This is a genomic window from Brevundimonas sp. 374 (genome assembly GCF_900102995.1).
GTDB lineage: Bacteria > Pseudomonadota > Alphaproteobacteria > Caulobacterales > Caulobacteraceae > Brevundimonas > Brevundimonas vesicularis_C.
Genome location: NZ_FNKT01000002.1, coordinates 344888 through 371000 on the forward strand (window position 1 = coordinate 344888; position 26113 = coordinate 371000).

A 26113-nucleotide genomic window follows, 5' to 3' on the forward strand; every position below is an offset into this window, starting at 1 on the left:
AAGGCGAGGCCGGGTGGGGGCGGCTGGCGACATCCCGCTGAACGAGAAAAGGCGGCTCGTTTCCGAGCCGCCCCCACCCGGTCGCTGGCGCGACCACCCTCCCCCGCGGGGGAGGGAGATTGATGCTTCGTCTCAACCGCGCTGCGGCAAAGCATAGGCGATCACGTAATCGCCTTCCGGCGTTTCCATGAAGTGATGGCCGGCGGCGACGATCACCAGATACTGGCGGCCGTTCTGTTCGTAGATCATCGGGTTGGCCTGACCGCCGGCGGGCAAGACGTCGGACCAGACGGTCTTGCCCGTCTCGATATCGATGGCGCGGATCAGGTCGTCGGTCGCTGCGGCGATGAAGATCAGGCCGCCCGCCGTGACCACCGAGCCGCCGTTGTTCGGCGTGCCGATCTCCAGCGGCAGCATCGAGGGGATGCCGAACGGCCCGTTCTTGCGCGCCGTGCCGAACGGACGGTCCCACAGGGTCTTGCCGCTCTGGACATCGATGGCGCGGATGCCGCCGTACGGAGGTTCTTTGCACAGCAGGCCGGTGAAGGGCATCCGCCAGCCGGCGTTGACGTCGATCGCATAGGGCACGCCCATCTGCGGATCGCCCGCGCCCTCGGCCTTGGCGCCTTCGCCCGTCGTCTCGGCCTGATAGCGAGGGTCGTCGCGCGGGAACCAGCCCCGCTTGTTCGCCTCGGCGCGCGGCACCAGACGGTTGTAATTGGGCATGTCGTTGTAATTGGCGATGATCACGCCGCGACGCGGATCCAGCGCCACGCTGCCCCAGTCCGACCCGCCGTTGTAGCCCGGATATTCGATGAAGCGACGGTCGGCGGTCGGGGGCGTAAACTGGCCCTGATACGACGCCTCCCTGAACTGGATGCGGCAGATCATCTGATCGATCGGCGACATGCCCCACATGTCGACTTCGCGCAGGTCGGGCTTGGCCAGGGTGTTGAACAGCGAATAGGGCTGGGTCGCCGCGCGCTGCGCCGGTTCGACGCCGCCGCGCGGAGCCGGACGATCCTGAACGCCGTGCAGGGGCTGGCCCGTGCGGCGATCCAGCACAAAGATTTCGCCGCGCTTGGACGGCAGGATCACCGCAGGCGTCACGCCCCCTGCGGTCGGCATGTCGACCAGCGTCACCTGCGAACCCAGGTCATAGTCCCAGACGTCGCGGCGAACGGTCTGATAGCTCCATCGCGGCTTGCCGGTCGTGACGTCCAGCGCGACCAAGGCGCTGGAATACTGGTTCTCTTGAGGCCGGCGCAGCGACGAATAATAGTCGGCGGCCGAGTTGCCCATCGGCAGATAGACCAGGCCCAGGGCTTCGTCGCCCGTCGCCGTCGTCCACATGTTCGGCGTGCCCGGCGTGTAGGTCTGACCGGCCGGCGGGGCGGTGGTGATGTCGGGACGCATCATGTCCCAGGCGAAGCGCAGCTGGCCGGTGACGACGTCATAGCCCTGAATGACGCCCGAGGCGTTCCAGCGTTTCTGGCCGTCCAGAACCTGATGGCCCGTGACGATGACGCCACGCACGACGACGGGCGGCGAGGTGATCGAAACCATGCCGGGATAGGGATTGCCCATCCCTTCCTTGATGCTGACGGCGCCGTTGGTTCCGAAGGCGGGGCAAGGCACTCCGGTGCGCGCATCGACTGCGATGATGCGGCCGTCCAGCGTGCCTTCGATGATGCGCGTCGCGCAGGGCTGGGCCTGGTCGACGTTCGGCGCGGCGTAGTAGGTCACGCCCCGGCAGGCGGCGGTGTAGGGGATCTGCTCGTCCGCCACCTTGGGATCATAGGCCCATTTCTGCCGACCGGTGTTGGCGTCCAGGGCGAACATCTTGTTGCGACCCGAGCAGAGATAGACGGTGTCTGCGATCTTCAGCGGCGTGGTCTCGGCGCCGAACCGTTCGCCGGGCAGATCGCCGGTGCGGAAGGTCCAAGCCCGCTCCAACTGCCCGACGTTGGTCTTGTTGATCTGGTTCAGCGGCGAATAGCGCTGGGCCGCGTCCGAGCCGCCGTAGGCGGGCCAGTCCAGGCCGGCCTTGATCAGGGCGGGATCGCCGAACGGTCCCCGCGCGCCGGGCACCGGGCTGTCGACGCCAGGCGCGTTGATCTGACCGACCACAAGGCCGAAGACGACCGTCAGGACCGCCAGCCCGAGCGCGCCGAGGCCCGCCGTCTTGCCGCCGCCGCGCGACCGCAGCACCGGCAGCGTCGCCAGCACCAGGAACATCAGCACCAGCGGTCCGACCAGGCGCGGGATCATGGCCCAGCCGTTCAGGCCTTTCTCCCACAGCGCCCAGATCACCGTGGCGACAAAGACCGCGCCGTAGAGCCAGGCCCCGCGCACGTCGCGATAGACCAGCAAAAGGCCCGACACGATCAGCGCCAGGCCCGCGATCAGATAATACCAGGAGCCGCCCAGTATCGCGAGCTGCACGCCGCCGACCGTCAGAACCAAACCGATCACGGCCAGCAGGACCCCAAGAAGCAACGTCAGCCATCCCCCAAGGCCGGTCGGGGTTGTCCATCGGGGCATGGGCGCACTCTCTGTGGTCTGCTGAAATCAGTCCTTCGAACGCCTCGAGGCCGCGCCGGTTCCTATTGTCGCACCCCTGGAACAAAATCCTGTTGCGGCGCAAACGACTACCATCAGCAAGTTTTGACGACGAAACGCGTCCGATTGGATGATTTATTCTTTTTGTTTCGCTGAGAACGCCCCGCGGCAATAATATTTGCCTCTAACGCGTCGTTTGCGGCATATGCGAGATATGCATAAGACCCTGAAGCAAGGCGGGACATTCGTCGTCGAACCCCGCCGCCTGTCCAAGGCCTCGGCCGAACTGCGTGCACGCGGTTTCGGGGAGATCACGATTCCGCCCTCCACCGAGACGGCCGAGAAACAGGCGTCGCGCTGCACCGACTGCGGCGTGCCCTTCTGCCAGAACGCCTGCCCGCTTCAGAACAACATTCCCGACTGGCTACGCCTGTCGGCCGAGAACGAGCCGCGCGAGGCCTGGCGCGTCGCGTCCCTGACCTCGACCATGCCCGAAATCTGCGGCCGCATCTGCCCGCAGGACCGGCTGTGCGAAGGATCTTGCACATTGAACCAGTCCGGCTGGGACGCCGTGACCATCGGCTCGGTCGAGGCCTGGCTGGGCGACCAGGCCTTCGCCAACGGCTGGGTCGAGCCGATCCGCCCGGCGGCCGAACGCGGCGAAACCGTCGGCATCGTCGGCGCCGGCCCGGCCGGTATGGCCGCCGCCGACCGCCTACGCTGCGAGGGCTATCAGGTCACGGTCTATGATCGCCACGACCGCGCCGGCGGCCTGCTGATCTACGGCATTCCCGGCTTCAAGCTGGAAAAGCATGTCGTCCAGCGCCGCGTGGACCGATTGATCGACGGCGGCGTCCAGTTCGTTCTGGGCTGCGAGGTCGGCAAGGACGTAACCCTGACCGAGCTGCGCGACCGCCACGACGTCGTCCTGCTGGCCATGGGCGTCTATCAACCCCGCATCCTGTCCGCGCCCGGTCGCGGGCCGGACTCGACCGTCGCCGCCCTGTCCTATCTGACCCACCAGAACCGCCGCGACCTGGGCGACGCCGAACAGGACGGCTGGCACGAGGCGCGCGGCAAGCGGGTCGTCGTCATCGGCGGCGGCGACACGGCCATGGACTGCGTCCGCACCGCCGTCCGTCAGGGCGCGGCCAGCGTCACCTGCCTGTATCGTCGTGACCGCGAGAATATGCCGGGCTCGGCCCGCGAAGTCGTCAACGCCGAGGAAGAAGGCGTCGTCTTCGAATGGCTGGCCACGCCCAAGGCCCTGCTCTCGCAAGGCGACCAGGTCACGGGCGTGCGCGCCGCGCGCATGCAACTGACCGAGGCCGCTCCCGGCCAGCGTCGCGACATCGTGCCGGTTCCCGGCGCCGACTTCGACGTGCCGGCTGACATCGTCATAGAGGCCCTGGGCTTCTCGCCCGAGCCGTTCGCGGCGCATGAGGCCAATTTGCGCCTGCGCGACGACGGCACCATCAAGGTGGGTTCGGTCAGCTTCGCCACCAGCCTGCCCGGCGTCTTCGCCGCCGGCGACGCCGTGCGCGGCGCATCGCTCGTCGTCTGGGCCGTCCGCGAAGGCCAGGACGCCGCCGCCGAGATCGATCGCTACTTCAAGACCCGCACCGAGGAGGTCGCGGCATGACCTGGTTAGACAAGTACAACGACACGCGCGACCGGCTGGAAGCCGGCAATGCTTACGATCGCAGTTCCGAGCGCGACGCCTGCGGTGTCGGCCTGGTCTGTTCCATCGACGGCACGCCCCGCCGCGACGTGGTCGAATATGCGATCCGCAGCCTGAAGGCCGTGGCCCACCGCGGCGCGGTCGATCCCGACGGCCTGTCGGGCGACGGCGCCGGCATCATGGCCGAACTGCCCCAGGGCTTCTTCGCCGAACAGGTGGCCTCGATCGGTCAGTCCCTGCGTCCTGGGCCCATCTGCGTCGGCCAGGTCTTCCTGCCGCGCACCGATCTGGGCGCCCAGGACCGCGCCCGCGCCATCGTCGAGACCGAGGCCCTGCGCGCCGGCTTCTGGATCTATGGCTGGCGTCAGACGCCCATCGACCTGTCGGTCGTCGGGACCAAGGCCGGCGCGACCCGGCCCGAGATCGAACAGATCATGCTGGCCCCGCCGCTGGACGACGCGGGCCAACCGCTAGACGGCGAGGCGCTGGAGCGCGAACTGTATCTGTGCCGCCGCCGCATCGAAAAGACGGTCAAGACCGAGAACCTGGCCGGCGTTTATATCTGCACCCTGTCCGCGCGTTCCATCGCCTACAAGGGGATGGTGCGGGCCGAACTGCTGGGCGACCTGTATCCCGATCTGGAGGACCCGCGTTTCGTCTCGGCCTACGCGGTCTTCCACCAGCGCTATTCGACCAACACCTTCCCGGAATGGAAGCTGGCCCAGCCCTTCCGCATGATGGCCCACAACGGCGAGATCAACACGCTGAAGGGCAATCTGAACTGGATGAAGTCGCACGAAATCCGCATGGCCGCACAGGCCTTCGGCGACCGCGACGGCGAGGTGAAGCCGGTGGTTCAGCCGGGCGGATCGGACAGCGCGGCCCTGGACAATGTCATGGAGGTGCTGGTCCACGCCGGTCGCCCCGCGCCGATGGCCAAGGCCCTGCTGATCCCCGAGGCCTGGGCCAAGGACGACGTGGTCATGCCTGCCGAACACCGGGCCTTCTACGCCTATTGCAACGCGGTGATGGAGCCGTGGGACGGCCCGGCCGCCATCTGCGCCGCCGACGGCCGATGGATCGTGGCGGGCAAGGACCGCAACGGCCTGCGTCCCCTGCGCGCCGTCGAGACGGTCGATGGTCTGCTGATGGCGGGCTCCGAAGCCGGCCTGGTGCCGATCCCCGAAAGCCGGGTGAAGCGCCGCCTGCACATCGGCCCCGGCAAGCTGATCGCGGTCGATCTGAAGCACGGCCGCGTCTATGACGAGCATGAGGCCATCGACGCCCTGTCCGCCGCCCACCCCTATACCGAGTGGCTGGACAATATGGTCGATCTGGAGCCGATCATCGGCCCCGGACCCGAGCCGCGCTCGGCCTCGGGCGAGGCCCTGACCCGCCGCCAGATCGCCGCCGGATACAGCCGCGAGGATCTGGACCTGCTGCTGGACGCTCTGGTGCGCGACGGCAAGGAGGCGGTCGGCTCCATGGGCGACGACGCCCCGCCCGCTGTGCTCTCGGCCCTGCCGCGTCCGCTATCGCATTATTTCCGCCAGAACTTCAGCCAGGTCACCAATCCGCCGATCGACCCCCTGCGTGAAGCGGGGGCCATGAGCCTGAAGACCCGGTTCAAGAACCTGGGCAACATCCTGGCCGAGGAAGAAGCCCAGACCGACGTCTTCGTGCTGGACAGCCCGGTCCTGACCAACGGCATGTACGAGCGGATGGTCGAGACGGTCGGCGCCGGCTCCACCGTGGTCATCGACTGCAGCTATGACGTTCCCTCGGACGAGGCCCGTCCGGGCCCCGGCCTGCGCGCCGCGCTGGACCGCATCATGGACGAGGCCGAGGCCGCCGCCCGCGACGGCGCGGCCCTGATCGTTCTGACAGACCAGGCCGGCTCGGCGGATCGTCTGGCTGCGCCGATGATCCTGGCCACCGCCGGGGTCCACGGCCGCCTGACCAAGGCGGGCCTGCGCTCCTACTGCTCCATCGTGGTGCGCACCGCCGAGACGCTGGACCCGCACGGATTCGCGGTCCTGGTCGGGGTCGGCGCCACCACCGTCAACGCCTGGCTGGCCCAGGACCTGTTCCAGGAGCGTCTGGACCGGGGCCTGTATCCCGGCCTGACGCTGCGCGACGCCTGCCTGAACTACAAGGCCGGCATCGAGGCGGGCCTGCTGAAGACCTTGGCCCGCAAGGGGATCAGCGTCATCTCCGCCTATCGCGGCGGCTGCGAGTTCGAGGTGCTGGGCCTGTCGCGCGCCCTGACCGCCGAGTTCTTCCCCGGCGCCCCGTCGCGCATCTCCGGCATCGGCCTGGCCGGTCTGGAGCAGGCGGCGATGAAGCGGCACCGCATCGCCTGGGGCGAGGCCGTGCCGTCGCCCGCCATCGGCGGCTTCTTCAAGATCCGGTCGGGCGGCGAGGCCCACGCCCACGAGGCCAAGACGATCCACCTGCTGCAGGACGCCTGCAACCGCGGCGACTATCGCCGCTTCAAGCAGTTCTCCGAGGTCGTCCGCGCCCAGGCCGACCTGTCCCTGCGCGACCTCCTGGACTTCCGCGAAGGCACGCCCATCCCGCTGGACCAGGTCGAGAGCGTGTCGGACATCCGCCGCCGCTTCCTGACCCAGGCCATGTCGCTGGGCGCCCTGGGGCCAGAGGCGCACGAGACGCTGAACATCGCCATGAACCGCATCGGCGCCCGGTCGGTCTCGGGCGAGGGCGGCGAGGATCCCGAACGCTATCACCCGCGTGCGAACGGCGACGACGCCAACTCGGCGGTGAAACAGGTGGCCTCGGGCAGGTTCGGCGTCACCGCCGAATATCTGAACCAGTGCCGCGAGATCGAGATCAAGGTCGCGCAGGGCGCCAAGCCCGGCGAGGGCGGGCAACTGCCCGGCTTCAAGGTCACCGAGTTCATCGCCCGGATGCGCCACGCCGTGCCCGGCACCACCCTGATTTCCCCGCCGCCGCACCACGACATCTATTCGATCGAGGATCTGGCCCAGCTCATCTACGACCTGAAGGCCATCAACCCCGACGCGCGGGTGACAGTGAAACTGGTGTCCGCCTCTGGCATCGGCGCCATCGCCTCGGGCGTGGCCAAGGCCAACGCTGACGCCATCCTGATCGCCGGCCACAACGGCGGCACCGGCGCCTCGCCGCAGACCTCGATCAAGCACGCAGGCCTGCCGTGGGAGATCGGCCTGGCCGAGGCCCACCAGGTGCTGACGCTGAACAATCTGCGCGGCTCAGTCACGCTGAGAACCGACGGGGGCGTCCGCACCGGCCGCGACGTGGTCATCGCCGCCATGCTGGGCGCCGAGGAGTACGGCGTCGGCACCGCCGCCCTGATCGCCATGGGCTGTCTGATGGTGCGGCAGTGCCATTCCAACACCTGCCCCGTCGGCGTCTGCTCCCAGGACGAGCGGCTGCGCGAGAAGTTCACCGGCACGCCCGACAAGGTGGTGAACCTGTTCACCTTCATCGCCGAGGAAACGCGAGAAATCCTGGCCTCCATCGGCGCGCGCACTATGGACGAGATCATCGGCCGCACCGACCTGCTGCGTCAGGTCCGTCGCGGCGGCTCGCACCTGGACGACCTCGATCTGAATCCGCTGCTGGTTCAGGTGGACGAGGGCGCGGCCGGCAAATGGGCCGACAAGACGACCCGCAAGCCCATCGCCGACAGCCTGGACGCCGCCGTGCTGAAGGACGCCGTCCGCTTCCTGGATCGTGGCCAGACGCTGGAGCTGTCCTATCCGCTGAACAACACCCAGCGCACGGTCGGCGCGGCCCTGTCCTCGGCCATCGTGCGCCGCTTCGGCGCGCAAGGCCCGGCGGGCCGGCTGAAGCTGCGACTGGAAGGCATCGCGGGGCAGAGCTTCGGCGCCTTTGCGGCCAAGGGTTTGGAACTGCACCTGACGGGCGAGGCCAACGACTATGTCGGCAAGGGGCTGTCGGGCGCCGAAATCTCGATCCGCACGCCGGAATGGCGCGAGGATCAGCTGATCTGCGGCAACACCACCCTGTATGGCGCGACCTCGGGCCGTCTGTTCGTCGCCGGCGCGGCGGGCGAGCGGTTCGCGGTCAGGAACTCCGGCGCCGAGGCCGTGGTCGAGGGGCTGGGCGCGCACGGCTGCGAATATATGACTGGCGGGCGCGTGGTCGTGCTGGGCTCGGTCGGCTGGAACCTGGCGGCGGGCATGAGCGGCGGCGAGCTGTTCGTGCTGGACCAGCCGGGCCATGCCGAGCGCGCCCTGAACGGCGACCTGGCGGGCGTGACCGACATTGACGCACAGGCGGCCGATCGACTGAAGGGCCTGATCGAGGCCCATCTGGCCGCGACGGCCTCGCCCCTGGCGCGGCGTCTGCTGGCGGATTGGGGCAACAGCCTGAAACGCTTCGTCCGCATCGTGCCCCTGACCGACATCGCCGCCCGCACGGAACGCCTGAAGACCTCCGCCTGACACCGAACCGCCTGCCCCAGAAAGCCGCCATGACCCGATCCGCCGCCCTCGCCGTCACGCTCGTCGCCGGGGCGGCGGCCTTCGCCTCACCGGCCCTGGCGGCCCCGGCCCTGCTGGCGCATCAGGCGCCGCTGGTCATCGATACGGCGGCGACAGCCTGGATCCTGACCTCGACGGCCCTGGTGCTGCTGATGACCCTGCCGGGCCTGGCCCTGTTCTACGGCGGCATGGTCAGGAAGAAGAACATCATCAGCGTCGTCGCCCAGTCGGCGGCCGCCTTCGCCATCGTCTCGGTCCTGTGGTTCCTGGTCGGCTACAGCCTGTCGTTCGGCAAGGGGCCGGAGGCGATCAACGGCGTCATCGGCGGCGTGCAGGCGGCCTTCCTGAACGGCGTGACGGCCCAGACGGCCCACAGCCTGCTGCCCGGCCTGCCTGAGCTGCTGTTCGTCAGCTTCCAGATGACCTTCGCCATCATCACCCCGGCCCTGATCGCCGGCGCCTTCGCCGAGCGGATGAAGTTCTCGGCCAGCCTGCTGTTCTTCGCTCTGTGGCACCTGATCGTCTATGCGCCGATCTGTCACCAGGTCTGGGGCGGCGGCTATCTGGGCGGGCTGGGCGTGCTCGACTTCGCGGGCGGCGCCGTGGTCCACGTCAATGCTGGCGTCGCCGGGCTGGTGTGCGCCCTGGTGCTGGGGCCGCGTCACGGCTTCGGCCGCGACAACATGGCCCCCGCCAACCTGGTCTATAGCGCCATCGGCACCGGCCTGCTGCTGGTCGGGTGGCTGGGCTTCAACGCTGGATCGGCGGGCGCGGCGGATGCGCTGGCCGCCACGGCCGCCTTCAACACCATCCTGGCCGCCGGCAGCGCCGCTTTGGGCTGGATGACCGTCGAATGGTTCGACCGCAAGCGCCCGACCCTGCTGGGCCTGCTGTCGGGCGTCGTCGGCGGTCTGGTCGCCATCACCCCCGCCGCCGGCTTCGTCGATCCCAAGGGGGCCTTCTTCATCGGCCTGATCGGCGGCCCGGCCTGCTATGCGGGCGCGGTCTGGCTGAAGCACGCGCTGAAATACGATGACAGCCTGGACGCCTTCGGGGTTCACGGTGTGGGCGGCATCGTCGGCGCCCTGCTGACCGGCGTCTTCGCCACGACAACCGTCAACGCCCTGTCGGATGGGGCGACCGTGTGGAAACAGGCGGTCGGCCTGGTCGGCGTCATCGCCTGGAGCGCCGTCGGCACCCTCGTCGTCCTGATGATCTGCAAGTTCACCACGGGCCTGCGCGTCACCAAGGACGAAGAGGTCGAGGGGCTGGACTATACCCAGCACGGCGAGGCCATCCACTGACCCCGCAGGCGCTGCCGGTTGATCCCGCCCTCGCCAGCCCCCATCTTCATCTGTGACGGACGGTCTTGCCGATTGCGGGAGACTGACCGCTTGGTCGCTGACGCAAGGACCCCAGATGACGACGACGCGCACCCTCCTGTTCGACAGCCCCTTTCTGTTGGGCTTCGACCACACCCGCGCCCTGATCGACCGCGCCGCCAAGGCCGCGGCCGAAAGCTATCCGCCCTACAATGTCGAACAGATCGGCGATGCGGGCGTCCGCATCAGCCTGGCCGTCGCCGGGTTCGCGCCTGACGAACTGGCCATAACTCTGGACGGCCGCCAGCTGACCATCGCCGGCAAGCGCGACGACGCCGGCAGGGGTGAACAGGCCTTTCTGCATCGCGGCATCGCGGCGCGCGGATTCGTGCGCAACTTCGTCCTGGCCGACGGGCTGGAGGTTGAGGGCGCCCGACTGGAGCACGGCCTGCTCCACGTCGACCTGATCCGGCCCGAGGCCGAGCGCCAGGTGCGGCGCATTCCGATTACGTCTGGGCCCATCACGGCCGGGTGAAAACCACAGCCATTCGAACCGCCCGGCGATCCGGGCGTTGTCAAATATGAAGGAGGCGGTCCTAATGACGCCGATGACGATGACCAAGGAAGACTTTGCCGGACTGGGCGCCCCCGACCTCGTGTATGTGCGCGAGATCAAGGCTTCGGACCTGCTTGAAGAAGCGGTCGAGATCAAGGACGTGGATCTGAACCCCGGCCAGATGCTTTATGCCGTACACAGCGCCGACGGCGAGCGTCTGGCGGTCATGATCGATCGCGACACCGCCTTCGCCGCCGCCGTGGCGCATGAGCTGGAGCCGGTTTCCGTTCACTGATCTTAGGGATGGCGGCGCGCAGGCGCCGCCTTCCATCACGCAATCAGGCTGCCGTCGCGGCCGTGGCGTCCTTAACGAACAGGGCGCGGATCGCATCGGTCGTGCGCGCCTGTCTGAGCTGTTCACGCAGTTCGGGAGACCGCAGCGCGCGCGACACCGCCGCCAGAGCCCTGAGATGCTCGGCCCCCGCCTTGGGCGGGGCGAACAGGCCGACGATCAGATCGACCGGCCGGTCGTCCACCGCATCATAGGCCACAGGCGTATCCAGCCGCACGAACACCGCCGTCACCTTCTCGACCTCGGTGAGACGCGCGTGCGGCACCGCGACCCCGGATCCCAGCCCGGTCGATCCCAGCGTCTCGCGTTCCATCAAGGCGTCGAAGATGCGGGCTTCGTCGAGGCCCAGCGCATGCGACGCCGCCTCGGCCAGGGCATGAAGCGCCTGTCGCTTGGACGACGCGCCGCTGCGCAGCACCACGCCCTTGGGCGCGAGCAGATCACCGATGTCCATTACACAACCTCGATACACGCAGCAGACAACGGCGCGGCCGCCCGTTTAGAGACAACCGCGCCGAAGTCAAACTGAGGCTTAGTTCACCGAACCGTTGGACTTGGCCGTCCGCTCGGGATCGATCCATCCCACATTGCCGTCCGGGCGACGATAGACGACGGCCAGACCGCCGTGCGCCGCATTGCGGAACAGCACGACCGGATAGCCCGTCATGTCCAGCTCCAGCACGGCCCGTCCGACCGTGATGGTGCGGATTTCGTGCTCGGTCTCGGCGATGACCATGCCCACCGGCGGCGGGCCGTCATTCTCGCCGGTGTCGCCGAAGACGTCGTCTTCCACGCTGTCGGGATCACGCAGCACGATGCTGCGTGCGACTTCGCGGGCGGCGTTTTCGGTCTTCTCGGGCGACAAACCCTTGGGTCCGATGTGGTGATCCTTGAGCCGGCGCTTGTAGCGGCGAACCCGCTTTTCCAGCCGATCCAGCGCCTCGGTGAAGGCCGAGTGGGCGTCGCCGCCCATTCCGGTCGTCACCAGGGTCTGGCCCGACGCGAGGCGGACCCAACAGTCCACCTTGAAGTTGTGGCCGTCCTTGGACACCACGACCTCGGCGTCTTCACCGCCTCGGGCGAAGTATTTTCCGACCCCGTCTTCGAGTTCCTGGGAGATGCGCGAGCCTAACGCTTCGCCGACATCCACTTGCTTGCCGCTGACTTGGACTTGCATGCCGATAGAACGCGCCCGACCCGATTTGGTGTCAATCCAGATCACCGATTTGTGGTCACGCTTGGCTGTGGATGTCAGCCGGTCTTCATCATCCGGCGGCGCTCGACCGAGGACGGAATCCTCAAGGCTTCCCGATATTTGGCCACGGTGCGGCGGGCGATGTCGATGCCCGTTTCCTTCAGGATTTCCACGATCCGGTCGTCGGACAAAACGTCACCCTCAACCCCTTCGCCGTCGATCATGGATTTGATCTTGTGACGGACGGCTTCGGCCGAATGGGTCGATGCGCCGTCCACCGACTGGATGGCGGCGGTGAAGAAGAATTTCAGCTCGAACACGCCCCGCGGCGTGGCGATATATTTGTTCGAGGTGACGCGGCTGACGGTCGATTCATGCATGCCGATGGCGTCGGCGACGGTCTTCAGATTCAGCGGCCTCAGGAACTCGACGCCGAAGGCCAGGAAGGCGTCCTGCTGGCGCACAATCTCGGACGAGACCTTCAGAATGGTCTTGGCCCGCTGATCCAGCGACTTGACCAGCCAGTTGGCCTGGGCGGCGCAGTCGGCGACGAAGGTCTTTTCGGTATCCGATCGCGCGCCGGCCTGGACCAGACCGTGATAGCGCTTGTCGACCAACAGGCGCGGCAGGGTGTCCGCGTTCAGCTCGACCCGCCAGCCGCCGGCGGGATCGGGCCGTACATGCACATCGGGCACGACCGTCTGCGCCGGCTCGCCGCCGAAGCCGGCGCCCGGACGCGGCGTCAGCGCCCGCAGTTCGGCGATCATGTCGGTCAAGTCCTCGCCATCGACCTCGCAGACGCGGCGCAGGCCCGCCAGATCGCGCTTGGCCAGCAGGTCCAGATTGTCCAGCAGCGCCGCCATCGCCGGATCGAACCGATTGCGCTCGATCAGCTGCAGCTTCAGGCATTCCGGCACCGACCGCGCCATGATCCCGGTCGGCTCGAAGCCGTGACAAACGCTCAGCACCGCCTCGATCCGCCCCAGCGGCACGCCCAGCCGGTCGGCGAATTCGGTCAGTTCTCCGCGCAGATAGCCGCCCTCGTCGGTCGCATCGATCAGGGTCAGGGCGATGCCGTGGTCGGCCGGCGTCAGGCCCGCGCTCGACGCCTGGGCCTGAAGATGTTCCCACAGGGTCAACTCGTGCGCGTCGGGCCGCTCGCCCTCGCCCTCGAACATCTGGCCACCCTTGCCGGCGCTGGACCAGTCCGACAGCCCCGGCTGGGCTTCGTCAGTCATCCGGTCGCTGGTGCGCTCGCCCGGCGCGGCGTCGCCATAGACATCGTCCGAACCCGCATCCATGCCGGACACGGCCTCATGGCCGACCCCGTCGCCGAACGACATTTCACCGTCCGCCGGCGCCTCGACGCGCTCGACCGGCTCGGGCGCATCGCCCTCCGGCTCCTCGCGTTGCAGCAGCGGATTGCGTTCCAGCTCGGCCTCAACGAAGTCTTCCAGCTCGAGGTTCGACAGTTGCAGCAGCTTGATCGCCTGCTGCAGCTGGGGCGTGATGACCAGCCCCTGCCCCTGCCTGACCTCTAACCTTTGCCCGATCACGTTCGAAATCTTCCCGCCCGGCGCCGAGTGGCCCGGAACTTGCTGGGACAGAATGTCGCCGAACCGGTTAACGCGAGACGAACGCGGCCTCAGACCCTTTCGTCATCCTCCGGCAAGCCGCGTCTTCGCGGCGCAGACCGGGGGACCCAGCGGCGCCGCAGGCGATGCTTCAGCCGCACGATGTTGGAAAATCCTGGTCCGCGACAGGTTCGCGCTGTCGCGCGCCGCTGGGTCCCCCGGTCTCGCTACGCTCGCCGGAGGATGACGACACCCGCCGATCAGATGTAGTTTTCGCCCAGATACACCCGGCGCACCTCGGCGTCGTGGATCGCCTCGTCGGACGTGCCTTCGAACAGCACCGCGCCGTTCGAGATGATCGACACCCGATCGGTGATGTCCAGGGTCTCGCGCACATTGTGGTCGGTGATCAGCACGCCGATGCCTTGGCTGGCCAGATAGCGGATCACGGTGCGGATGTCGGCGATGGCCAGGGGGTCGATGCCGGCGAAGGGTTCGTCCAGCAGCATGAAGGACGGCCGTCCGGCCAGCGCCCGCGCGATCTCCACTCGCCGACGCTCGCCGCCCGACAGCGCCGTGGCCCGCGCATGGCGTAGATGGTCGATGTGCAGTTCGTTCAGCAGCCGGTCGGTCTCGGCGCGGATCTGGTCGCGCGGATAGTTCAGCTCGACCACCGCCTTGACGTTCTGCTCGACCGTCATGCCGCGAAAGATCGAGGCTTCCTGCGCCAGATAGCCCAGGCCCATGCGGCTGCGCTGATACATCGGCTGGCCGGTGATGTTCTCGCCGTCCAGCCAGATTGCGCCCGAATCCGGCGGGATCAGGCCGGTGATCATGTAGAAGCAGGTCGTCTTGCCGGCGCCGTTCGGACCCAGCAGGCCCGCGACCTCGCCGCGCTGGACCGTCAGCGACACGTCGCGCACGACCTGACGCTGGCCGAACGACCGCGCCAGGTTCATCACCCGCAGGCCCTTTTCCGCAGGCGCGGGCGCCACGGCGGCCGGTTGCGGCCGCTCGTCCAGGTTCAGGGCTGACAGTTCCTTGCGCGCCAAATGCTCAGGTCCGTGACGGCCAGACGGCCTCAGTTCGAGTTGGGATAGAAGACGCCCTGCACGCGGCTTCCGGCGGCGCCGCGCGGCGCGCCGTCCATGCGGGCGGTCTCGGTGTTGATGTTGTAGACCAGGCGCGAGCCGGTCAGGACGTTCTTGCCCTGGGTCAGGATGACGTTGCCCGTCACCACGATCTCGCCGTTGCCCAGATTGTAGACGGCGCGGTCGCCGCGCATCGACTGGTCGGGCGTCACGAAATAGACGGTGCCGCTGGCCTCGGCGCGTTGCAGATCGCCGCCCTCGCCGCTGACCAGGGTCAGGGTGTCGGCGCGAAAGCGATTGCCGCCCTGCGTCGCCTCGGCCCGGCCGCGCAGGATGATGCGGTTGGGGGCGTACTCGACCGAGTCCGCGCCATAGGCGACGGGCTGATTGGTCGCCTGGGCCTGGGCATCGACCAGGGCCGGCATGCCCACGACGGCCGCCGCTGCGACGACGGCCAGCGTCTTCGAAATCTTCGTCACGATCATCCGCCTGACCCCTTGGGCGTCAGAACGCCCTTCACCTTGTTGTCGCCTGCGCCGTCGAACACGACGCGCTGTCCCTGATCGTAGATCGCATAGGACGATGCGTTGATGGTTCCAATAGGGCCGGAACCCTGAACGCCCTTTGAACCGGTGACGTTTCCGGTCGAGGTGTCCACCACCGCCTCGGGCGTGGTCAGGACAAAGCCCGTCCCCCCGTCCGAAATGCGCACGTTCGGACCGATCGTCACCGTCTTGGCCTGCTCGTCATAGATGCCGCCGTCGGCGGTCAGTTCGGTGACCTTGCGCCCGCCCAGGTTCAGCTTCAGCGCCGGGCCGATCAGTTTGAACTTGCCGGTATTGGGGTCACGCACGGCGCCCTGCGCGCCGACGGTGAAGGCGCGGCCTTGCGCGTCCTGACCGTGGAACAGGGGGGCGTCCAGGCGAACTTCCTGGCTCTGGCTGGCCTTGCGCTCCACCCCCGACATGACGGTGCGGAACACGGTCCAGGTCAGGGCGCCGCCCGCCAGCACCAGGATGATGATCGGCAGAACGCGGCGATACAGTTTCACCCGCCGCGAGCGCGCACGCCAGCGCGCGCCGGCCAGGGCGACCCTGGCCTCGTCGGCCTCGATGCGGGACTGTTCGCCGTGTTCGGTCAAGCGCGCCTCAGCTGTGGGCGAAGATGTCGGTCTCGTCCCAGCCGGCCAGGTCGAGCGCCGACCGCGTCGGCAGGAAGTCGAAACATTTGGCGGCCAGTTCGGTTCGCCCTTCGCGCGCCAGCATCATGTCCAGCTTGGCCTTGGCCGCATGCAGATACAGGACGTCCGACGCCGCATAGTCCAGCTGCGCCTGGCTCAGCGTCTCGGCGCCCCAGTCCGAGGACTGCTGCGCCTTGGACAGGTCCACACCCACCGTCTCGCGCACCACATCCTTCAGCCCGTGCCGGTCAGTGTAGGTGCGCGCCAGCTTGGAGGCGATCTTGGTGCAATAGACCGGCCGCGTCTCGACGCCGAGGTGCAGCAGGAACATGCCGATGTCGAACCGGCCGAAGTGGAAGATCTTGGTCACCGCCGGATCGGTCAGCACCCGCTTCAGGTTCGGACAGTCGTAGGCGGGCCGGTTCAGCCGCACGACATGGGCGTTTCCGTCGCCCGACGACAGCTGCACCACGCACAGCGGATCGCGGCGAAAACGCAGACCCATCGTCTCGGAATCGATGGCGACCTCGGACCCCAGGTCCAGATCGTCGGGCAGGTCGCCCTCATGCAGGTAAACGGTCATGCTCAGGCTCTTACACGGCGAACGCGGCGCGCGAAACGGCCTACAGCAATGCTGAGCGCCGCGCGCCGCATTCACGAAACGGCCTCAAGCAGGAATGCGCCGCGCGCATTCCGAAAGGCCAAAACAAAGAAAGCGCCGCACCGTTCGGTGCGACGCTTTCTGAAAGATGGTGCCCAGAAGAGGACTCGAACCTCCACGGCCGTTAAGCCACTGGCACCTGAAGCCAGCGCGTCTACCAATTCCGCCATCTGGGCCCCGTCGGCAGCGCCTTGCGGCGTTTCCATCGGGAAGGCGCGGACCTCTAAGGGAGGCTCCGGGCGGGGTCAACAACGATTTTTCGCCTTTGCGAGATTTCTTGCTCAGGCGGCGCGACAAGCCTGGCCGCACGGACTTTTCGATCCGCGTTCGGCGGCGACTTAATGGGCGCTAAGCCTGTTTTCTAACCTCGTCTTGAAGCCCGGTCGCCTACAAGCGCCTGATGGCGGACCCGTCTCTCAGCCCCTCTGCGCCGGAGCGCTTCGCTACGGAGCGCCGCGCCCGGCCGCGCGCGCCGTTCCGCCAGAACCGCCGCGCCCGCGAGCGGGTGACGATCCTGGGTCAATCGATGGATCTGGTGAAGCCGGAAGAGGTGCTGCACCATATCCAGCAGGCGGTGCGACAGGGCGCAAAGAGCCTGATCGCCAATCACAATCTGCACAGCCTGTATCTGATGCAGAAGCGGCCTGAACTCGGCGCCTTCTACGACAACGCCGATCTGATCGAGGTCGATTCGACGCCGCTGCTGGCCTTCTCGCGCGCCCTGGGCCTGCACAGCCGGGGCTTTCACCGCTGCACCTATCTGGACTGGCGCGACCATTTCTGGAGCGTGGCGAACCGTAAGGGCTGGCGCGTCCTGTCCGTCGGCGGCGCGCCCGGCGTCGGCGACGAGGCGGCCCGCCGGCTGAAGCTCCGCTATCCCGACGCCGACATCGCCATCCACCATGGATTCTTCGACGCCCGGCCCGGTTCGTCCGAGAACGCCGCCGTCCTGGATCGGATCACGGGCTTCCAGCCCCATATCCTGTTCGTCGGCATGGGGATGCCGCGCCAGGAGCTCTGGATCGCCGAAAACTTCGAGCGCCTGCCCGATTGCGTCATCCTGTCGGTCGGCGCCGCCTTCGACTATGAGGCAGGGGTTCAAAGCGCGGCCCCGCGCTGGATGGGACGCGCGGGCGTCGAATGGGCCTATCGCCTGCTGCATGATCCCAAACGGCTGTTCGTCCGCTACTGCGTCGAGCCCTGGACGCTCCTCCCGCTGGCCCTGCGCGACATCCTAAAGGCCAGGGGTCGCAACCGCTGATCACGTTATTCCTACTGGCCAGATAGATATTTATCGCCATGATCCCTCTGGACCGCCGCGTGTTATCGACAGCGACGGAAACGGGAAACGGGGGTGCGCGTGCCGCAGCAGAATGGACCGCATGTCGCCATCGTCGGCGCGGGTTTCAGCGGCCTGCTGACCGCCGTCAATCTGCTGAAGGCCTCGCGCGACGTGCGCGTCACCCTGATCGAACGGCGCGGCGTTTTCGGTCCCGGCACCGCCTATGACACCGGAAATCCCGGCCATCTGCTGAACGTCCGCCTGGACAATATGAGCGCCTTTCCTGACCAGCCCGCCCACCTCGCCGACTGGCTGGCCGAACAGCCGTCGTGGCGCGCCCAGGACGGCTTCATCACCCGCGGCGTCTATGGCGACTATCTTCAGGCCTTGCTGGACGAGGCGCTGGACGACGCCCCCGACCGCCTGACCCTGATCGGCGCCGAGGCGCAGTCCATCGATCGTCAGAACGACGGCTGGCGCATCCTGACCAGCGACGGAGAGGTCGCGGCCGATCAGGTCGTGCTGGCGCTGGGCAATCTGGAGCCCGCCTCGCCCCCCGGCGTCGAGGAGGCGGTGCGCGCCTCCCCCGCCTATGTCGAAAACCCCTGGCGGTTCGATCCCCAGACGGCGCGCGACGCCCGCAATGTCCTGCTGATCGGGTCGGGCCTGACGATGGTGGATGCGGCCATCACCCTGCGCCGGCCCGGACGCCGCCTGACCGCCCTGTCGCGTCACGGGCTTCTGCCCCGCGCCCACGCAACCGTTCCGCCCACGCCCTATGTCGGCGCCTTTTCGGGCAGCCCGGCCGAAATCCTGCGTCAGATCCGCGCCGCGACCGCCGAGGCCGATTGGCGCGCCGTGTTCGACCGCCTGCGCCATTCCGCGCGCGACATCTGGCGCGGCTGGTCGCGGGTCGAGCGCAGCCGCTTCCTGCGCCATCTGCGTCCCCTGTGGGACGTGCATCGCCACCGCCTGTCGCCCGGCCCGGCGCGCGACATCCATTCCATGCTGGCTGCCGGCGAACTGACGATCCTGGCCGGCAAGCTGACCGAGCTGAAGGCGACCGACGTCATCGAGGTCTCGTGGCGTCCGCGCGGAAAGAAGCGCGCCATCAAGGAACGGTTCGATCTGGTCGTGAACTGCACCGGGCCGCTGGGCGTGATCTCCAAGAGCACCGAACCGATGATCCGCGACATCTTGGACAAGGGTTACGGTCGCCCCGATCCCCTAGGCCTGGGCCTGCAGGTCGATGACGAGGGCGGTCTGCTGGACGGGGTGGGCGCGCCCGCACGCGGTCTTCACGCCATCGGCCCCCTGACGCGCGGCGCCTTCTGGGAAATGACGGCCGTGCCCGACCTGCGCGGCCAGGCCCGCGATCTCGCCGCCCGTATCCTGTCGGACCGCCCCTAGACCCGAACAACCGACGCGTTTAGCCTTCACACCCGAAACGATCGGGGGCGATGACATGGGGGCAAGGACAGGCATCGGCCTGCTGATCGCGATCCTGTCGCTGGGCCTGACGGCCTTTGCGCCTCAGAGCGTGTCGGACTACCGCCTCGCCTCCGGCGACAACGTGCGCATCGATGTCTTCGGCGAGGCGGCGCTGGGCGGCGAGTTCGTGATCGACGCCAACGGCCGGATCGCCCTGCCCCTGATCGGCGAGGTCCAGGCTGCCGGCCTGACAGGCGCCCAGCTTCAGGACGCCGTCGCTCAAGCCTTGAGCCAGGGCTATCTGATCCAGCCGCGCGTCACCGCCCAGGTCCTGACCTATCGGCCGATCTACATCCTGGGCGAGGTCAATCGGCCGGGAGAATACCCCTATCTGCCGGACCTGACGGTGCTGAACGCCGTGGCGACGGCGCAAGGCTTCACCTATCGCGCCAACACGCGCCGTGTCTTCGTGCGTCGCGCCGGATCACGGGTCGAAGAGGCCCAGCCGCTGACCGCCGATGCGCGTGTTTCGCCCGGCGACACCCTGCGGATCGGCGAACGCTACTTCTGACCCGCTGTCAGATCGGCATCGCCATGATTTCCTTATAGGCGGAAATTACCTGATCGCGGACCGAGATCACGGTCTCCAGGGACGCCTCGGCCGAGCTCAGCGCCGTGACCACGTCGATCAGATTGCCCTGGCCCTGAACCGAGCGGGTCATCTGGGTTTCGGCCGCGCGCGATTGCTGGGTCATGTCGGTCATGGCGTTCTTGACCAGGTCGGCGAAGCCGCCGTCCCCGACGCCGGGCGCCTGGGCTGCTGTCGGCATGGCGCCGCCCTGAACGGCGGCATAGGCCTTGGCGGCCATCATCGGATTCATGGCCTAGTCCTCAGCGTTTGATGATGTCGAGGGTGCGGCTGTCCATCGACCGCGCCGTCTCGATGACGTTCAGATTGGCCTCATAGGCGCGCTGCGCCTCGCGCATGTCCATCGCCTCGACCAAGGTGTCGACATTGGGCCGCATCACATAGCCCTGCGCGTTCGCGGCCGGGTGCGACGGGTCATAGTCCATCTTGAAGTCGCCCTGGTCGGGCCGGACCTCGGCCAGGGTGACGCCGGTCGCCCCATCGACCTCGCGCGCCTGGAAGACCGGGATCTGGCGGCGATAGGGCTCGCCGCCCGGCGTGCGCGCCGTCGACTGGGCGTTGGCGATGTTCTCGGCGATCACGCGCATGCGCGACTGCTGCGCCTTCAGGGCCGAGGCCGCCACCGCCATGGCGCTGTTCGAAGGGGGGATGGGATCAGGCATGGGTCAGTCCTTATCGGCCATCGGCTCAGGCGCCCGGCCGCTTGGCGGCCATGCGGATCATGGACATGGATTTCTGGTAGAAGCCGATGGCGGCGTCATAGGCCATGCGGCTCTCGGCCATCTTCAGCATCTGCTCTTCAACCACCACCGAGTTGCCGTCCAGCGTGGTCTCCGAATCGGGCGCCTTGGTCGGAGCGAACCGGACCGGCGAACCGGCCGGCGCGATGTGGGCCGCATTGGTGCGCACCATCTGCAGCCCCCCGCCCGAGCGCATGGCGGCGGCGAAGTCGGTCGGCTGTTTGAGGTCGCGCCCGACGAAGCCCGGCGTATCGGCGTTGGCGACGTTCTCGGCGATGACCCGCTGGCGTGCGTCCAGCCAGCCCAGCCGGCCCTTGATCTGCCCCAGCAGCGGAATGTCGGCGACGCCCATGGCGGTCTCCCGTGCGACGCGAATGCGCGCGATGGGCAGAAAATGCCGCCTGGATGGTTAATAGGGGGTTATCTCAACGGGTCGTTAACCGTGCTGGTTAACATTCAGGGTCTAGAGCCTGATCGGTTGAGGAGGAATCGCTTCGCGATTCCGACGATGCCGTGAATCAGGCTCCAGATTTATGCGAGAGCGTGATTCACGCTTCTGCCGGAACCGCTGTAGCGGTTCCGGCAGAAGCGATCACGCTCAAGCGCGGACTGCGCGGGGCCTTTGCAGCGTCATGAATTTCCTCGATCTCGCCCGGGCGGTCTTCGGCCTGGCCTTCACCCTCGGCCTGATCGGGATCGCGGCCTGGGCTGCGCGCCGCTATGCGCCGCAAATCCTGGCCCGGCTGAACGCTGAGCGCGGCGAGCGCCGGCTTCAGGTCGTCGAGACCCTGGTGCTGGACCCCGCCCGTCGCCTCGTTCTGGTCCGCGTCGACGAAGAGGAACGGCTGATCCTGCTGGGCGAAGGCCGCGAACTGATCGAACCGCGTCAACAGGGGCTAGGCCAATGAGCGGCGCCAACACGCCTCTCCCTCCCCGCGCCGGGGAGGGTGGCCGAGCGCAGCGAGGTCGGGTGGGGGCGGCCGGGCGATCCATCGCACGCCTGTTCCGCATCACATCGCACGCCTGTTCCGAGCCGCCCCCACCCGGTCGCTCCGCGACCACCCTCCCCCGCCGGGGGAGGGAGAAGGTTTTCGTAACCCCCACCGGCGCCGAGCTGAAACGCGCGGCCCTGCTGTCGCTGTTCACCACCCTGGTCTGTCTGGCCTGGCCTGTCGCGGCTTTGGCTCAGCAGGCGGCGCAAAGCGGCTCGGCTCTCAACATCGACCTGGGCACCGGCGCCGGCCTGACCCAGCGCGTGGTCCAGTTGGTCGGTCTGATGACCGTCCTGTCCCTGGCGCCGTCGATCGTCATCATGACCACCAGCTTCGTGCGGATCATCGTGGTGCTGTCGCTGCTGCGCACGGCGCTGGGCCTGCAACAGTCGCCGCCGAACGCCGTCCTGGTGTCTCTGTCGCTGTTCCTCAGCGCCATCGTCATGGCCCCGACCTGGCAGGACGCCTATGATTCGGGCATCCGTCCGCTGATGGATCAGCAGATCGAACTGCCCCAGGCCTTCGATCAGGCGTCCGAACCCGTAAAAACCTTCATGCTGGCCCAGGTGGACCGCGGGGACCTCGCCCTGTTCACCCGTCTCTCGAAGATCGACCCGCCCCAGGACGTCCAGGACCTGCCCCTGCGCGTGGTCACCCCGGCCTTCATGATCAGCGAACTGAAGAAGGCGTTCGAAATCGGATTTCTCCTTTTCGTTCCGTTCCTTGTGATCGATCTGGTGGTGGCCAGCGTGCTGATGTCCATGGGCATGATGATGCTCCCTCCGGTGGTGGTCTCCCTCCCCTTCAAGTTGATCTTTTTCGTGCTGGTGGACGGCTGGCGATTGGTCGCCGGAAGCCTGGTCGAGAGCTTCCAGCGGGCGTCCGGTACCGGATAATCCCCCGCCCCATATGGCTTTAAGCGTCATCGGCGCTTGCAAAGCGTATGGAAATCCGTGTTGATCCCCCGGTCCTCGCTCGGAATCGGGCGACTAACACTGGAAACGCTTCTTATGACCACTCAAGCCGAACTGATCGCCGCCGTCGCCAAAGACGCTGGTGTTTCGCAGGCCGACGCCGGCAAGGTGCTGACCGCGATCGTCGAAAACATCCACTCGACCCTGAAGTCGGGCGGCGACATCCGCATCTCGAACCTGGGCGTCTTCGACACCGCCGACCGCGCCGAGCGCGAAGGCCGCAACCCGGCTACCGGCGCGACCATCAAGATCGCCGCCTCCAAGGCCGTGCGCTTCCGCGTCTCCAAGCCGCTGAAGGACGCCGTCAACGGCTAAGCCTTTTCGGTCCTGCGATGCAGGACCGGCAATGCTCGACGGGCGGGGGTCGCGACGCGATCTCCGCCCGTTTCAATTTCAGGCGGCGCTCTTCGCGTCAGCTTCTTTTCTGAACGCCTGTTTGGCGCTGTTGACCCAGCCGACGAAGGTGTCGGCCTGGCTGGACAGATTGGCGAAGTCGCCCGTCCCCGCCACGCCCGACAGATTGTCGTCCAGCGCGACCCGCAGCGCCGCCGCCGAGCGCGCGCCGGGAACCATCGGCCCAAAGCGCCCGCTCAGCCGCTGCAGCGCGGCCCGATCGCCCGCCAGCGAATAGCCGACGCCCGCACGGATCAGCCAGCTTTCCTCGGCCGGCGTCAGCGGCATGGTCGCGGTCTTGTAGCGATCGCCCAGCCGCGCCTCATAGATCGGCGCCGCCTCGCCCCACTTCTGCTGCTTCCAGAAGATGTCGGCACGCACCTCGCGCGCCGGGTTCGACTGATCCCGGTCCAGCACCTCCAGCGCATGGTCGAACCGGCCCAGATCCATGAGGGCGCGCGCCTCCAGCGCCCGGCGCTCGCTGTTCATCGCATTGGGCAGCAGGGTGGTGCGCGAGCCCCAGATGGCCTGCAACGCCTTCTCCGGCTGGCGGTCCATCAGATAGACGGTGGCCAGATTGGTCGCGACCTGGGCCTTGGCCACCCCGTCCAGACGCTCGTCCACTTGGTGCTTCAGCAGTTCGGCGGCCTGATCCAGCAGGTCCACGTCGATCAGCCGGCGCGACAGACGCCGCACCATCTCGTCGCCGTCCGCCCCGATCGGGGTCAGTTCGCGGAAGTCATAAAATAGCGCCAGCGCCTGCACCGGCTGCAAACCGTCCGCCGCCCCGTCCAGGAACAGGGCGCGGAAGGCGTTGGCCTGATCCGCCTGCACCTCGGCTGCGCCCGGCACGCCCGCCATCCGCTTGCCCGCGCCGCGCAGGGCGTCCAGCGCCTCGCGATATCGCCCCTGCTGCAGATAGATGCCCGACAGTTTGCGCACGACCGCCATCTCGGTCGCATCCCCGCGCCAGCGCCATTTCAGCTGTTCCAACTGGGCCGTCGCCTGATCCGGGGTGATCGCGCCCTTGTCCAGCTCCAGGCTGATGGCGCCCAGTTTCGCCGGCGTGGCGATCCCGTCCAGCGGCGCGCGCGCCACGGCCTTATAGACCGCCAGCGCCCGATTCTTGTCGCCGTTCAGCTCGAACATCCGCGCCTGCACCAGCCGCGCGGTCAGTTGATCGACCGCCGGCGCATCTTGGCTGAAGACATAGGCCAACAGCTGCTGGGCGGCGGCGAGATCGTTCAACTGGATCGCGGCCATGGCGTGGGCCGCGCCGAACCGCGCGCGCCATTCCTTGGGGAAGCTGTCGATGGCCGGGGCGCCGGCGGCGAAGTTGCGACGCGCTCCTTCCCAGTCGCCCATCTCCGAGGCGATATAGCCCAGCCAGACCTTGGTCGCCGGATCGTTGGCCAGGGCCGCGCCCGCGAAATCGACCTGGGCCTCCTCCAGCCGCCCGACGCCGACGCGCGCCACGCCCCGCAGCCCCCTCACCTCGGGCTCGCCTTGCAGATTGGGCGCCTTGGCGATCAGGGCGTTCAGCACGCCGATGGCCTCATAGTTCAGTCCCGACCCGACCAGGAACCGGGCGAGCGCCATCCGCGCCTCGATCGGCGCGCGCGGATTATCCGCCGCCGCGATCGTCTCTAGCCCGGCCGCATCCTGCAGCCGGCGATAGCGGTCAGAGAATCCCGCCTCGCCCGTCGCGGCCCAGGTCTCGTCGATCAGCGCCGGATAGGCCGCCCGCTTGGGCGCATCCGCATTTTGGTCACCCGTCTCCAGCCCGGCCGCCGGCGACGACAAGGCCAGCCCCTTGGGCCGGCTCAGCGTCACCAGATCGCCCGCCGCCTCGATCTTCAGGTCGTCGGCCGACGTTTCGACCGCCAGGCCCTGCGCCGTCGGGATCAGGCTCAGATCGACCGTGCGCCGTCCGCCGGCGTAACCCTTGCCGGGCGCCAGGGCCGTCACCGCCGCGAACCGGTCCCCAACCAGCGGATCGGTCAGCCAGACCGCTTTGGTCGCCCCGGCCATCTGCGCCACCAGCACCGGCGCGCCGTCGTCGGACCGGCCGACCTCGACCCCGCCGGCCGCACCATCTGGGCCGCCCAGCGTCACGGTCCAAGTCCCGCCCTGGCCCTGCGCCGAGACGCCCAGCCCCTCGGGTTCAGCGATCCTCAGGGCCGTATAGCCCGGCCCCGCCGCCCACTGGGCGTTCTTGGCCGATCCCAGCGCCTTGGCCCCGCTCATATCCATTCGGGCGGCCGTGTCGAACACGACCCATACCGCATCGCCACGGCGGAAGACGGCCGCTCCCACCGGCGCGCCCCAGTCGAAGGTCAGGACAGTCTTACCGCCGGCCGTCTCGGCCCGCACCGGCACCACGGCCTTGGTCGTCTGCGGCGCGGCGGCGTCGCCGCCCTCCGGCGCCTTGCCGGGCGCATAGAGGTTCAGCCACACCGCCCCGTCCGCCACGCCCGAGCGCGCATCCGCACCCTGTTCCAGCGTCAGGATCAGGTCCGTGCCGCCCGCGCCCCGGCTCGGCCGCGTCTCGACCGACTTCACCCCGGCCGGCGGATCGACCTTCAATCGCGAGACGTCGGGCGCGGCGGTGGTCCCCAACCGAACGACGACCTTGTCGCCCTCGCGGCTGATGCGCGAGCGCACCCCGATGACGCCGCCGAACTCGACCCGCGTGAACTCGGCGTTGGCGCCGATATTGATGGACAGCGGATCGCGCGACCGGCCGACTTCCTGGGCCAGCGGCGCCATCGGCGCGAACACGACGGCGCCGGCCGTGGCGGCGGCCACGGTCGTCTTCAGGATGCGCTTTGTCGGCGAGGCCCCGGACATATCTCCCGACCCATGCCGCACAAGGCCTTTAATCGCGGTTAACCGCCGTTCACCGTGATGATGGATGGCGTTAGGACAACCGGTCCACGCGACAGCGCCGTATTAAGCGCCCATAGTCGT

General features: G+C 68.0%; 23 protein-coding genes and 1 tRNA gene. 11 read left to right on the forward strand and 13 right to left on the reverse strand.

The window, feature by feature from the left end:
* Nucleotides 1–132: 132 nt before the first annotated feature.
* Complete coding sequence (locus BLR19_RS09125) at nucleotides 133–2544, reverse strand: membrane-bound PQQ-dependent dehydrogenase, glucose/quinate/shikimate family (RefSeq protein ID WP_091749922.1); 2412 nt, start codon at nucleotides 2542–2544, stop codon at nucleotides 133–135.
* Nucleotides 2545–2776: 232 nt separating this feature from the next.
* On the opposite strand from BLR19_RS09125, the gene BLR19_RS09130 reads away from it, so the two are divergent.
* From BLR19_RS09130 to BLR19_RS09150, 5 genes are all read left to right on the forward strand, one after another.
* Nucleotides 2777–4204: an NAD(P)-dependent oxidoreductase gene (locus BLR19_RS09130; RefSeq protein WP_091749925.1), complete on the forward strand. Its 1428-nt coding sequence runs from the start codon at nucleotides 2777–2779 to the stop codon at nucleotides 4202–4204.
* Entirely contained in the window at nucleotides 4201–8712 is a 4512-nt protein-coding gene (gene gltB / locus BLR19_RS09135) for a glutamate synthase large subunit (protein ID WP_091749931.1), read from the forward strand. Before BLR19_RS09130 ends, gltB begins: the two co-directional genes overlap by 4 nt.
* A 29-nt stretch (nucleotides 8713–8741) precedes the next feature.
* On the forward strand, nucleotides 8742–10055 hold the full coding sequence (locus tag BLR19_RS09140) for an ammonium transporter (protein WP_091749934.1): 1314 nt from the start codon (nucleotides 8742–8744) through the stop codon (nucleotides 10053–10055).
* A 115-nt stretch (nucleotides 10056–10170) separates the two neighbouring features.
* Nucleotides 10171–10608 (forward strand): Hsp20 family protein, encoded by a 438-nt coding sequence (locus BLR19_RS09145; RefSeq protein WP_091749944.1) that lies wholly within the window; start codon nucleotides 10171–10173, stop codon nucleotides 10606–10608.
* Between the two features lie 64 nt (nucleotides 10609–10672).
* Nucleotides 10673–10924, forward strand: a complete 252-nt coding sequence (locus tag BLR19_RS09150) for a DUF1150 family protein (RefSeq protein ID WP_017506777.1) — start codon at nucleotides 10673–10675, stop codon at nucleotides 10922–10924.
* 43 nt (nucleotides 10925–10967) lie between these two features.
* Here the strand turns inward: BLR19_RS09150 and ptsN are convergent, their stop codons facing one another.
* The 8 genes from ptsN to BLR19_RS09190 all read right to left on the reverse strand — a co-directional run bounded on the left by ptsN (nucleotide 10968) and on the right by BLR19_RS09190 (nucleotide 16858).
* On the reverse strand, nucleotides 10968–11435 hold the full coding sequence (gene ptsN / locus BLR19_RS09155) for a PTS IIA-like nitrogen regulatory protein PtsN (RefSeq protein WP_039244754.1): 468 nt from the start codon (nucleotides 11433–11435) through the stop codon (nucleotides 10968–10970).
* 78 nt (nucleotides 11436–11513) lie between these two features.
* Nucleotides 11514–12158 carry a ribosome hibernation-promoting factor, HPF/YfiA family gene (gene hpf, locus BLR19_RS09160; RefSeq protein ID WP_055754032.1) on the reverse strand — a complete coding sequence of 215 codons (645 nt, stop codon included), beginning with the start codon at nucleotides 12156–12158 and terminating at the stop codon, nucleotides 11514–11516.
* A 74-nt stretch (nucleotides 12159–12232) separates the two neighbouring features.
* Nucleotides 12233–13732: an RNA polymerase factor sigma-54 gene (gene rpoN / locus BLR19_RS09165; RefSeq protein ID WP_091749945.1), complete on the reverse strand. Its 1500-nt coding sequence runs from the start codon at nucleotides 13730–13732 to the stop codon at nucleotides 12233–12235.
* Between the two features lie 278 nt (nucleotides 13733–14010).
* The gene (gene lptB / locus BLR19_RS09170) at nucleotides 14011–14802 is read right to left on the reverse strand and encodes an LPS export ABC transporter ATP-binding protein (protein WP_174087076.1); all 792 of its coding nucleotides are present in this window, start codon (nucleotides 14800–14802) and stop codon (nucleotides 14011–14013) included.
* 29 nt (nucleotides 14803–14831) lie between these two features.
* Entirely contained in the window at nucleotides 14832–15326 is a 495-nt protein-coding gene (locus BLR19_RS09175) for an LptA/OstA family protein (RefSeq protein ID WP_045809724.1), read from the reverse strand.
* Nucleotides 15323–15982 (reverse strand): LPS export ABC transporter periplasmic protein LptC, encoded by a 660-nt coding sequence (gene lptC / locus BLR19_RS09180; protein ID WP_091749946.1) that lies wholly within the window; start codon nucleotides 15980–15982, stop codon nucleotides 15323–15325. Before lptC ends, BLR19_RS09175 begins: the two co-directional genes overlap by 4 nt.
* 7 nt (nucleotides 15983–15989) lie before the next feature.
* Nucleotides 15990–16604 carry a ribonuclease D gene (locus BLR19_RS09185; protein WP_091749947.1) on the reverse strand — a complete coding sequence of 205 codons (615 nt, stop codon included), beginning with the start codon at nucleotides 16602–16604 and terminating at the stop codon, nucleotides 15990–15992.
* Between the two features lie 167 nt (nucleotides 16605–16771).
* Nucleotides 16772–16858 (reverse strand) — tRNA-Leu (locus BLR19_RS09190).
* Nucleotides 16859–17082: 224 nt separating this feature from the next.
* Here BLR19_RS09190 and BLR19_RS09195 point away from each other — a divergent pair.
* The 3 genes from BLR19_RS09195 (at nucleotide 17083) to BLR19_RS09205 (ending at nucleotide 19966) form a co-directional block, all read left to right on the forward strand.
* Nucleotides 17083–17943 carry a WecB/TagA/CpsF family glycosyltransferase gene (locus tag BLR19_RS09195; protein ID WP_091749948.1) on the forward strand — a complete coding sequence of 287 codons (861 nt, stop codon included), beginning with the start codon at nucleotides 17083–17085 and terminating at the stop codon, nucleotides 17941–17943.
* Nucleotides 17944–18042: 99 nt separating this feature from the next.
* Nucleotides 18043–19374 (forward strand): FAD/NAD(P)-binding protein, encoded by a 1332-nt coding sequence (locus BLR19_RS09200; RefSeq protein ID WP_176758317.1) that lies wholly within the window; start codon nucleotides 18043–18045, stop codon nucleotides 19372–19374.
* A 55-nt stretch (nucleotides 19375–19429) separates the two neighbouring features.
* Nucleotides 19430–19966: a polysaccharide biosynthesis/export family protein gene (locus tag BLR19_RS09205; protein WP_176758318.1), complete on the forward strand. Its 537-nt coding sequence runs from the start codon at nucleotides 19430–19432 to the stop codon at nucleotides 19964–19966.
* Nucleotides 19967–19973: 7 nt separating this feature from the next.
* On the opposite strand, the gene BLR19_RS09210 is transcribed toward BLR19_RS09205, so the two are convergent.
* The 3 genes from BLR19_RS09210 to flgB are packed head-to-tail and all read right to left on the reverse strand — an operon-like array spanning nucleotide 19974 to nucleotide 21136.
* A complete protein-coding gene (locus tag BLR19_RS09210) occupies nucleotides 19974–20276 on the reverse strand; it encodes a flagellar hook-basal body complex protein FliE (protein WP_045809720.1) in 303 nt (100 codons plus the stop codon).
* A gap of 10 nt (nucleotides 20277–20286) precedes the next feature.
* The gene (flgC, locus tag BLR19_RS09215; RefSeq protein ID WP_369796239.1) at nucleotides 20287–20706 is read right to left on the reverse strand and encodes a flagellar basal body rod protein FlgC; all 420 of its coding nucleotides are present in this window, start codon (nucleotides 20704–20706) and stop codon (nucleotides 20287–20289) included.
* Between the two features lie 25 nt (nucleotides 20707–20731).
* Nucleotides 20732–21136, reverse strand: coding sequence for a flagellar basal body rod protein FlgB (gene flgB / locus BLR19_RS09220; protein WP_017506835.1), 405 nt, complete (start codon nucleotides 21134–21136; stop codon nucleotides 20732–20734).
* Between the two features lie 280 nt (nucleotides 21137–21416).
* On the opposite strand from flgB, the gene BLR19_RS09225 reads away from it, so the two are divergent.
* The 3 genes from BLR19_RS09225 to BLR19_RS09235 all read left to right on the forward strand — a co-directional run bounded on the left by BLR19_RS09225 (nucleotide 21417) and on the right by BLR19_RS09235 (nucleotide 23065).
* Nucleotides 21417–21692, forward strand: coding sequence for a FliO/MopB family protein (locus BLR19_RS09225; protein ID WP_091749950.1), 276 nt, complete (start codon nucleotides 21417–21419; stop codon nucleotides 21690–21692).
* Between the two features lie 206 nt (nucleotides 21693–21898).
* Entirely contained in the window at nucleotides 21899–22672 is a 774-nt protein-coding gene (gene fliP, locus BLR19_RS09230) for a flagellar type III secretion system pore protein FliP (RefSeq protein WP_091750454.1), read from the forward strand.
* A gap of 114 nt (nucleotides 22673–22786) precedes the next feature.
* Complete coding sequence (locus BLR19_RS09235) at nucleotides 22787–23065, forward strand: HU family DNA-binding protein (RefSeq protein ID WP_017506838.1); 279 nt, start codon at nucleotides 22787–22789, stop codon at nucleotides 23063–23065.
* A 78-nt stretch (nucleotides 23066–23143) separates the two neighbouring features.
* Here the strand turns inward: BLR19_RS09235 and BLR19_RS09240 are convergent, their stop codons facing one another.
* Complete coding sequence (locus BLR19_RS09240) at nucleotides 23144–25993, reverse strand: tetratricopeptide repeat protein (protein WP_091749952.1); 2850 nt, start codon at nucleotides 25991–25993, stop codon at nucleotides 23144–23146.
* Nucleotides 25994–26113 lie beyond the last annotated feature (120 nt).

What these genes read in the sequence shown, in the direction of transcription:
- BLR19_RS09125 (WP_091749922.1), bottom strand. Translation starts at nt 2,544, where the DNA reads ATGCCCCGATGGACAACCCCGACCGGCCTTGGGGGATGGCTGACGTTG.
- BLR19_RS09130 (WP_091749925.1), top strand. Translation starts at nt 2,777, where the DNA reads ATGCATAAGACCCTGAAGCAAGGCGGGACATTCGTCGTCGAACCCCGC.
- gltB (WP_091749931.1), top strand. Translation starts at nt 4,201, where the DNA reads ATGACCTGGTTAGACAAGTACAACGACACGCGCGACCGGCTGGAAGCC.
- BLR19_RS09140 (WP_091749934.1), top strand. Translation starts at nt 8,742, where the DNA reads ATGACCCGATCCGCCGCCCTCGCCGTCACGCTCGTCGCCGGGGCGGCG.
- BLR19_RS09145 (WP_091749944.1), top strand. Translation starts at nt 10,171, where the DNA reads ATGACGACGACGCGCACCCTCCTGTTCGACAGCCCCTTTCTGTTGGGC.
- BLR19_RS09150 (WP_017506777.1), top strand. Translation starts at nt 10,673, where the DNA reads ATGACGCCGATGACGATGACCAAGGAAGACTTTGCCGGACTGGGCGCC.
- ptsN (WP_039244754.1), bottom strand. Translation starts at nt 11,435, where the DNA reads ATGGACATCGGTGATCTGCTCGCGCCCAAGGGCGTGGTGCTGCGCAGC.
- hpf (WP_055754032.1), bottom strand. Translation starts at nt 12,158, where the DNA reads ATGCAAGTCCAAGTCAGCGGCAAGCAAGTGGATGTCGGCGAAGCGTTA.
- BLR19_RS09175 (WP_045809724.1), bottom strand. Translation starts at nt 15,326, where the DNA reads ATGATCGTGACGAAGATTTCGAAGACGCTGGCCGTCGTCGCAGCGGCG.
- BLR19_RS09185 (WP_091749947.1), bottom strand. Translation starts at nt 16,604, where the DNA reads ATGACCGTTTACCTGCATGAGGGCGACCTGCCCGACGATCTGGACCTG.
- BLR19_RS09195 (WP_091749948.1), top strand. Translation starts at nt 17,083, where the DNA reads ATGGCGGACCCGTCTCTCAGCCCCTCTGCGCCGGAGCGCTTCGCTACG.
- BLR19_RS09205 (WP_176758318.1), top strand. Translation starts at nt 19,430, where the DNA reads ATGGGGGCAAGGACAGGCATCGGCCTGCTGATCGCGATCCTGTCGCTG.
- BLR19_RS09210 (WP_045809720.1), bottom strand. Translation starts at nt 20,276, where the DNA reads ATGAATCCGATGATGGCCGCCAAGGCCTATGCCGCCGTTCAGGGCGGC.
- flgC (WP_369796239.1), bottom strand. Translation starts at nt 20,706, where the DNA reads ATGCCTGATCCCATCCCCCCTTCGAACAGCGCCATGGCGGTGGCGGCC.
- flgB (WP_017506835.1), bottom strand. Translation starts at nt 21,136, where the DNA reads ATGGGCGTCGCCGACATTCCGCTGCTGGGGCAGATCAAGGGCCGGCTG.
- BLR19_RS09225 (WP_091749950.1), top strand. Translation starts at nt 21,417, where the DNA reads ATGAATTTCCTCGATCTCGCCCGGGCGGTCTTCGGCCTGGCCTTCACC.
- BLR19_RS09235 (WP_017506838.1), top strand. Translation starts at nt 22,787, where the DNA reads ATGACCACTCAAGCCGAACTGATCGCCGCCGTCGCCAAAGACGCTGGT.
- BLR19_RS09240 (WP_091749952.1), bottom strand. Translation starts at nt 25,993, where the DNA reads ATGTCCGGGGCCTCGCCGACAAAGCGCATCCTGAAGACGACCGTGGCC.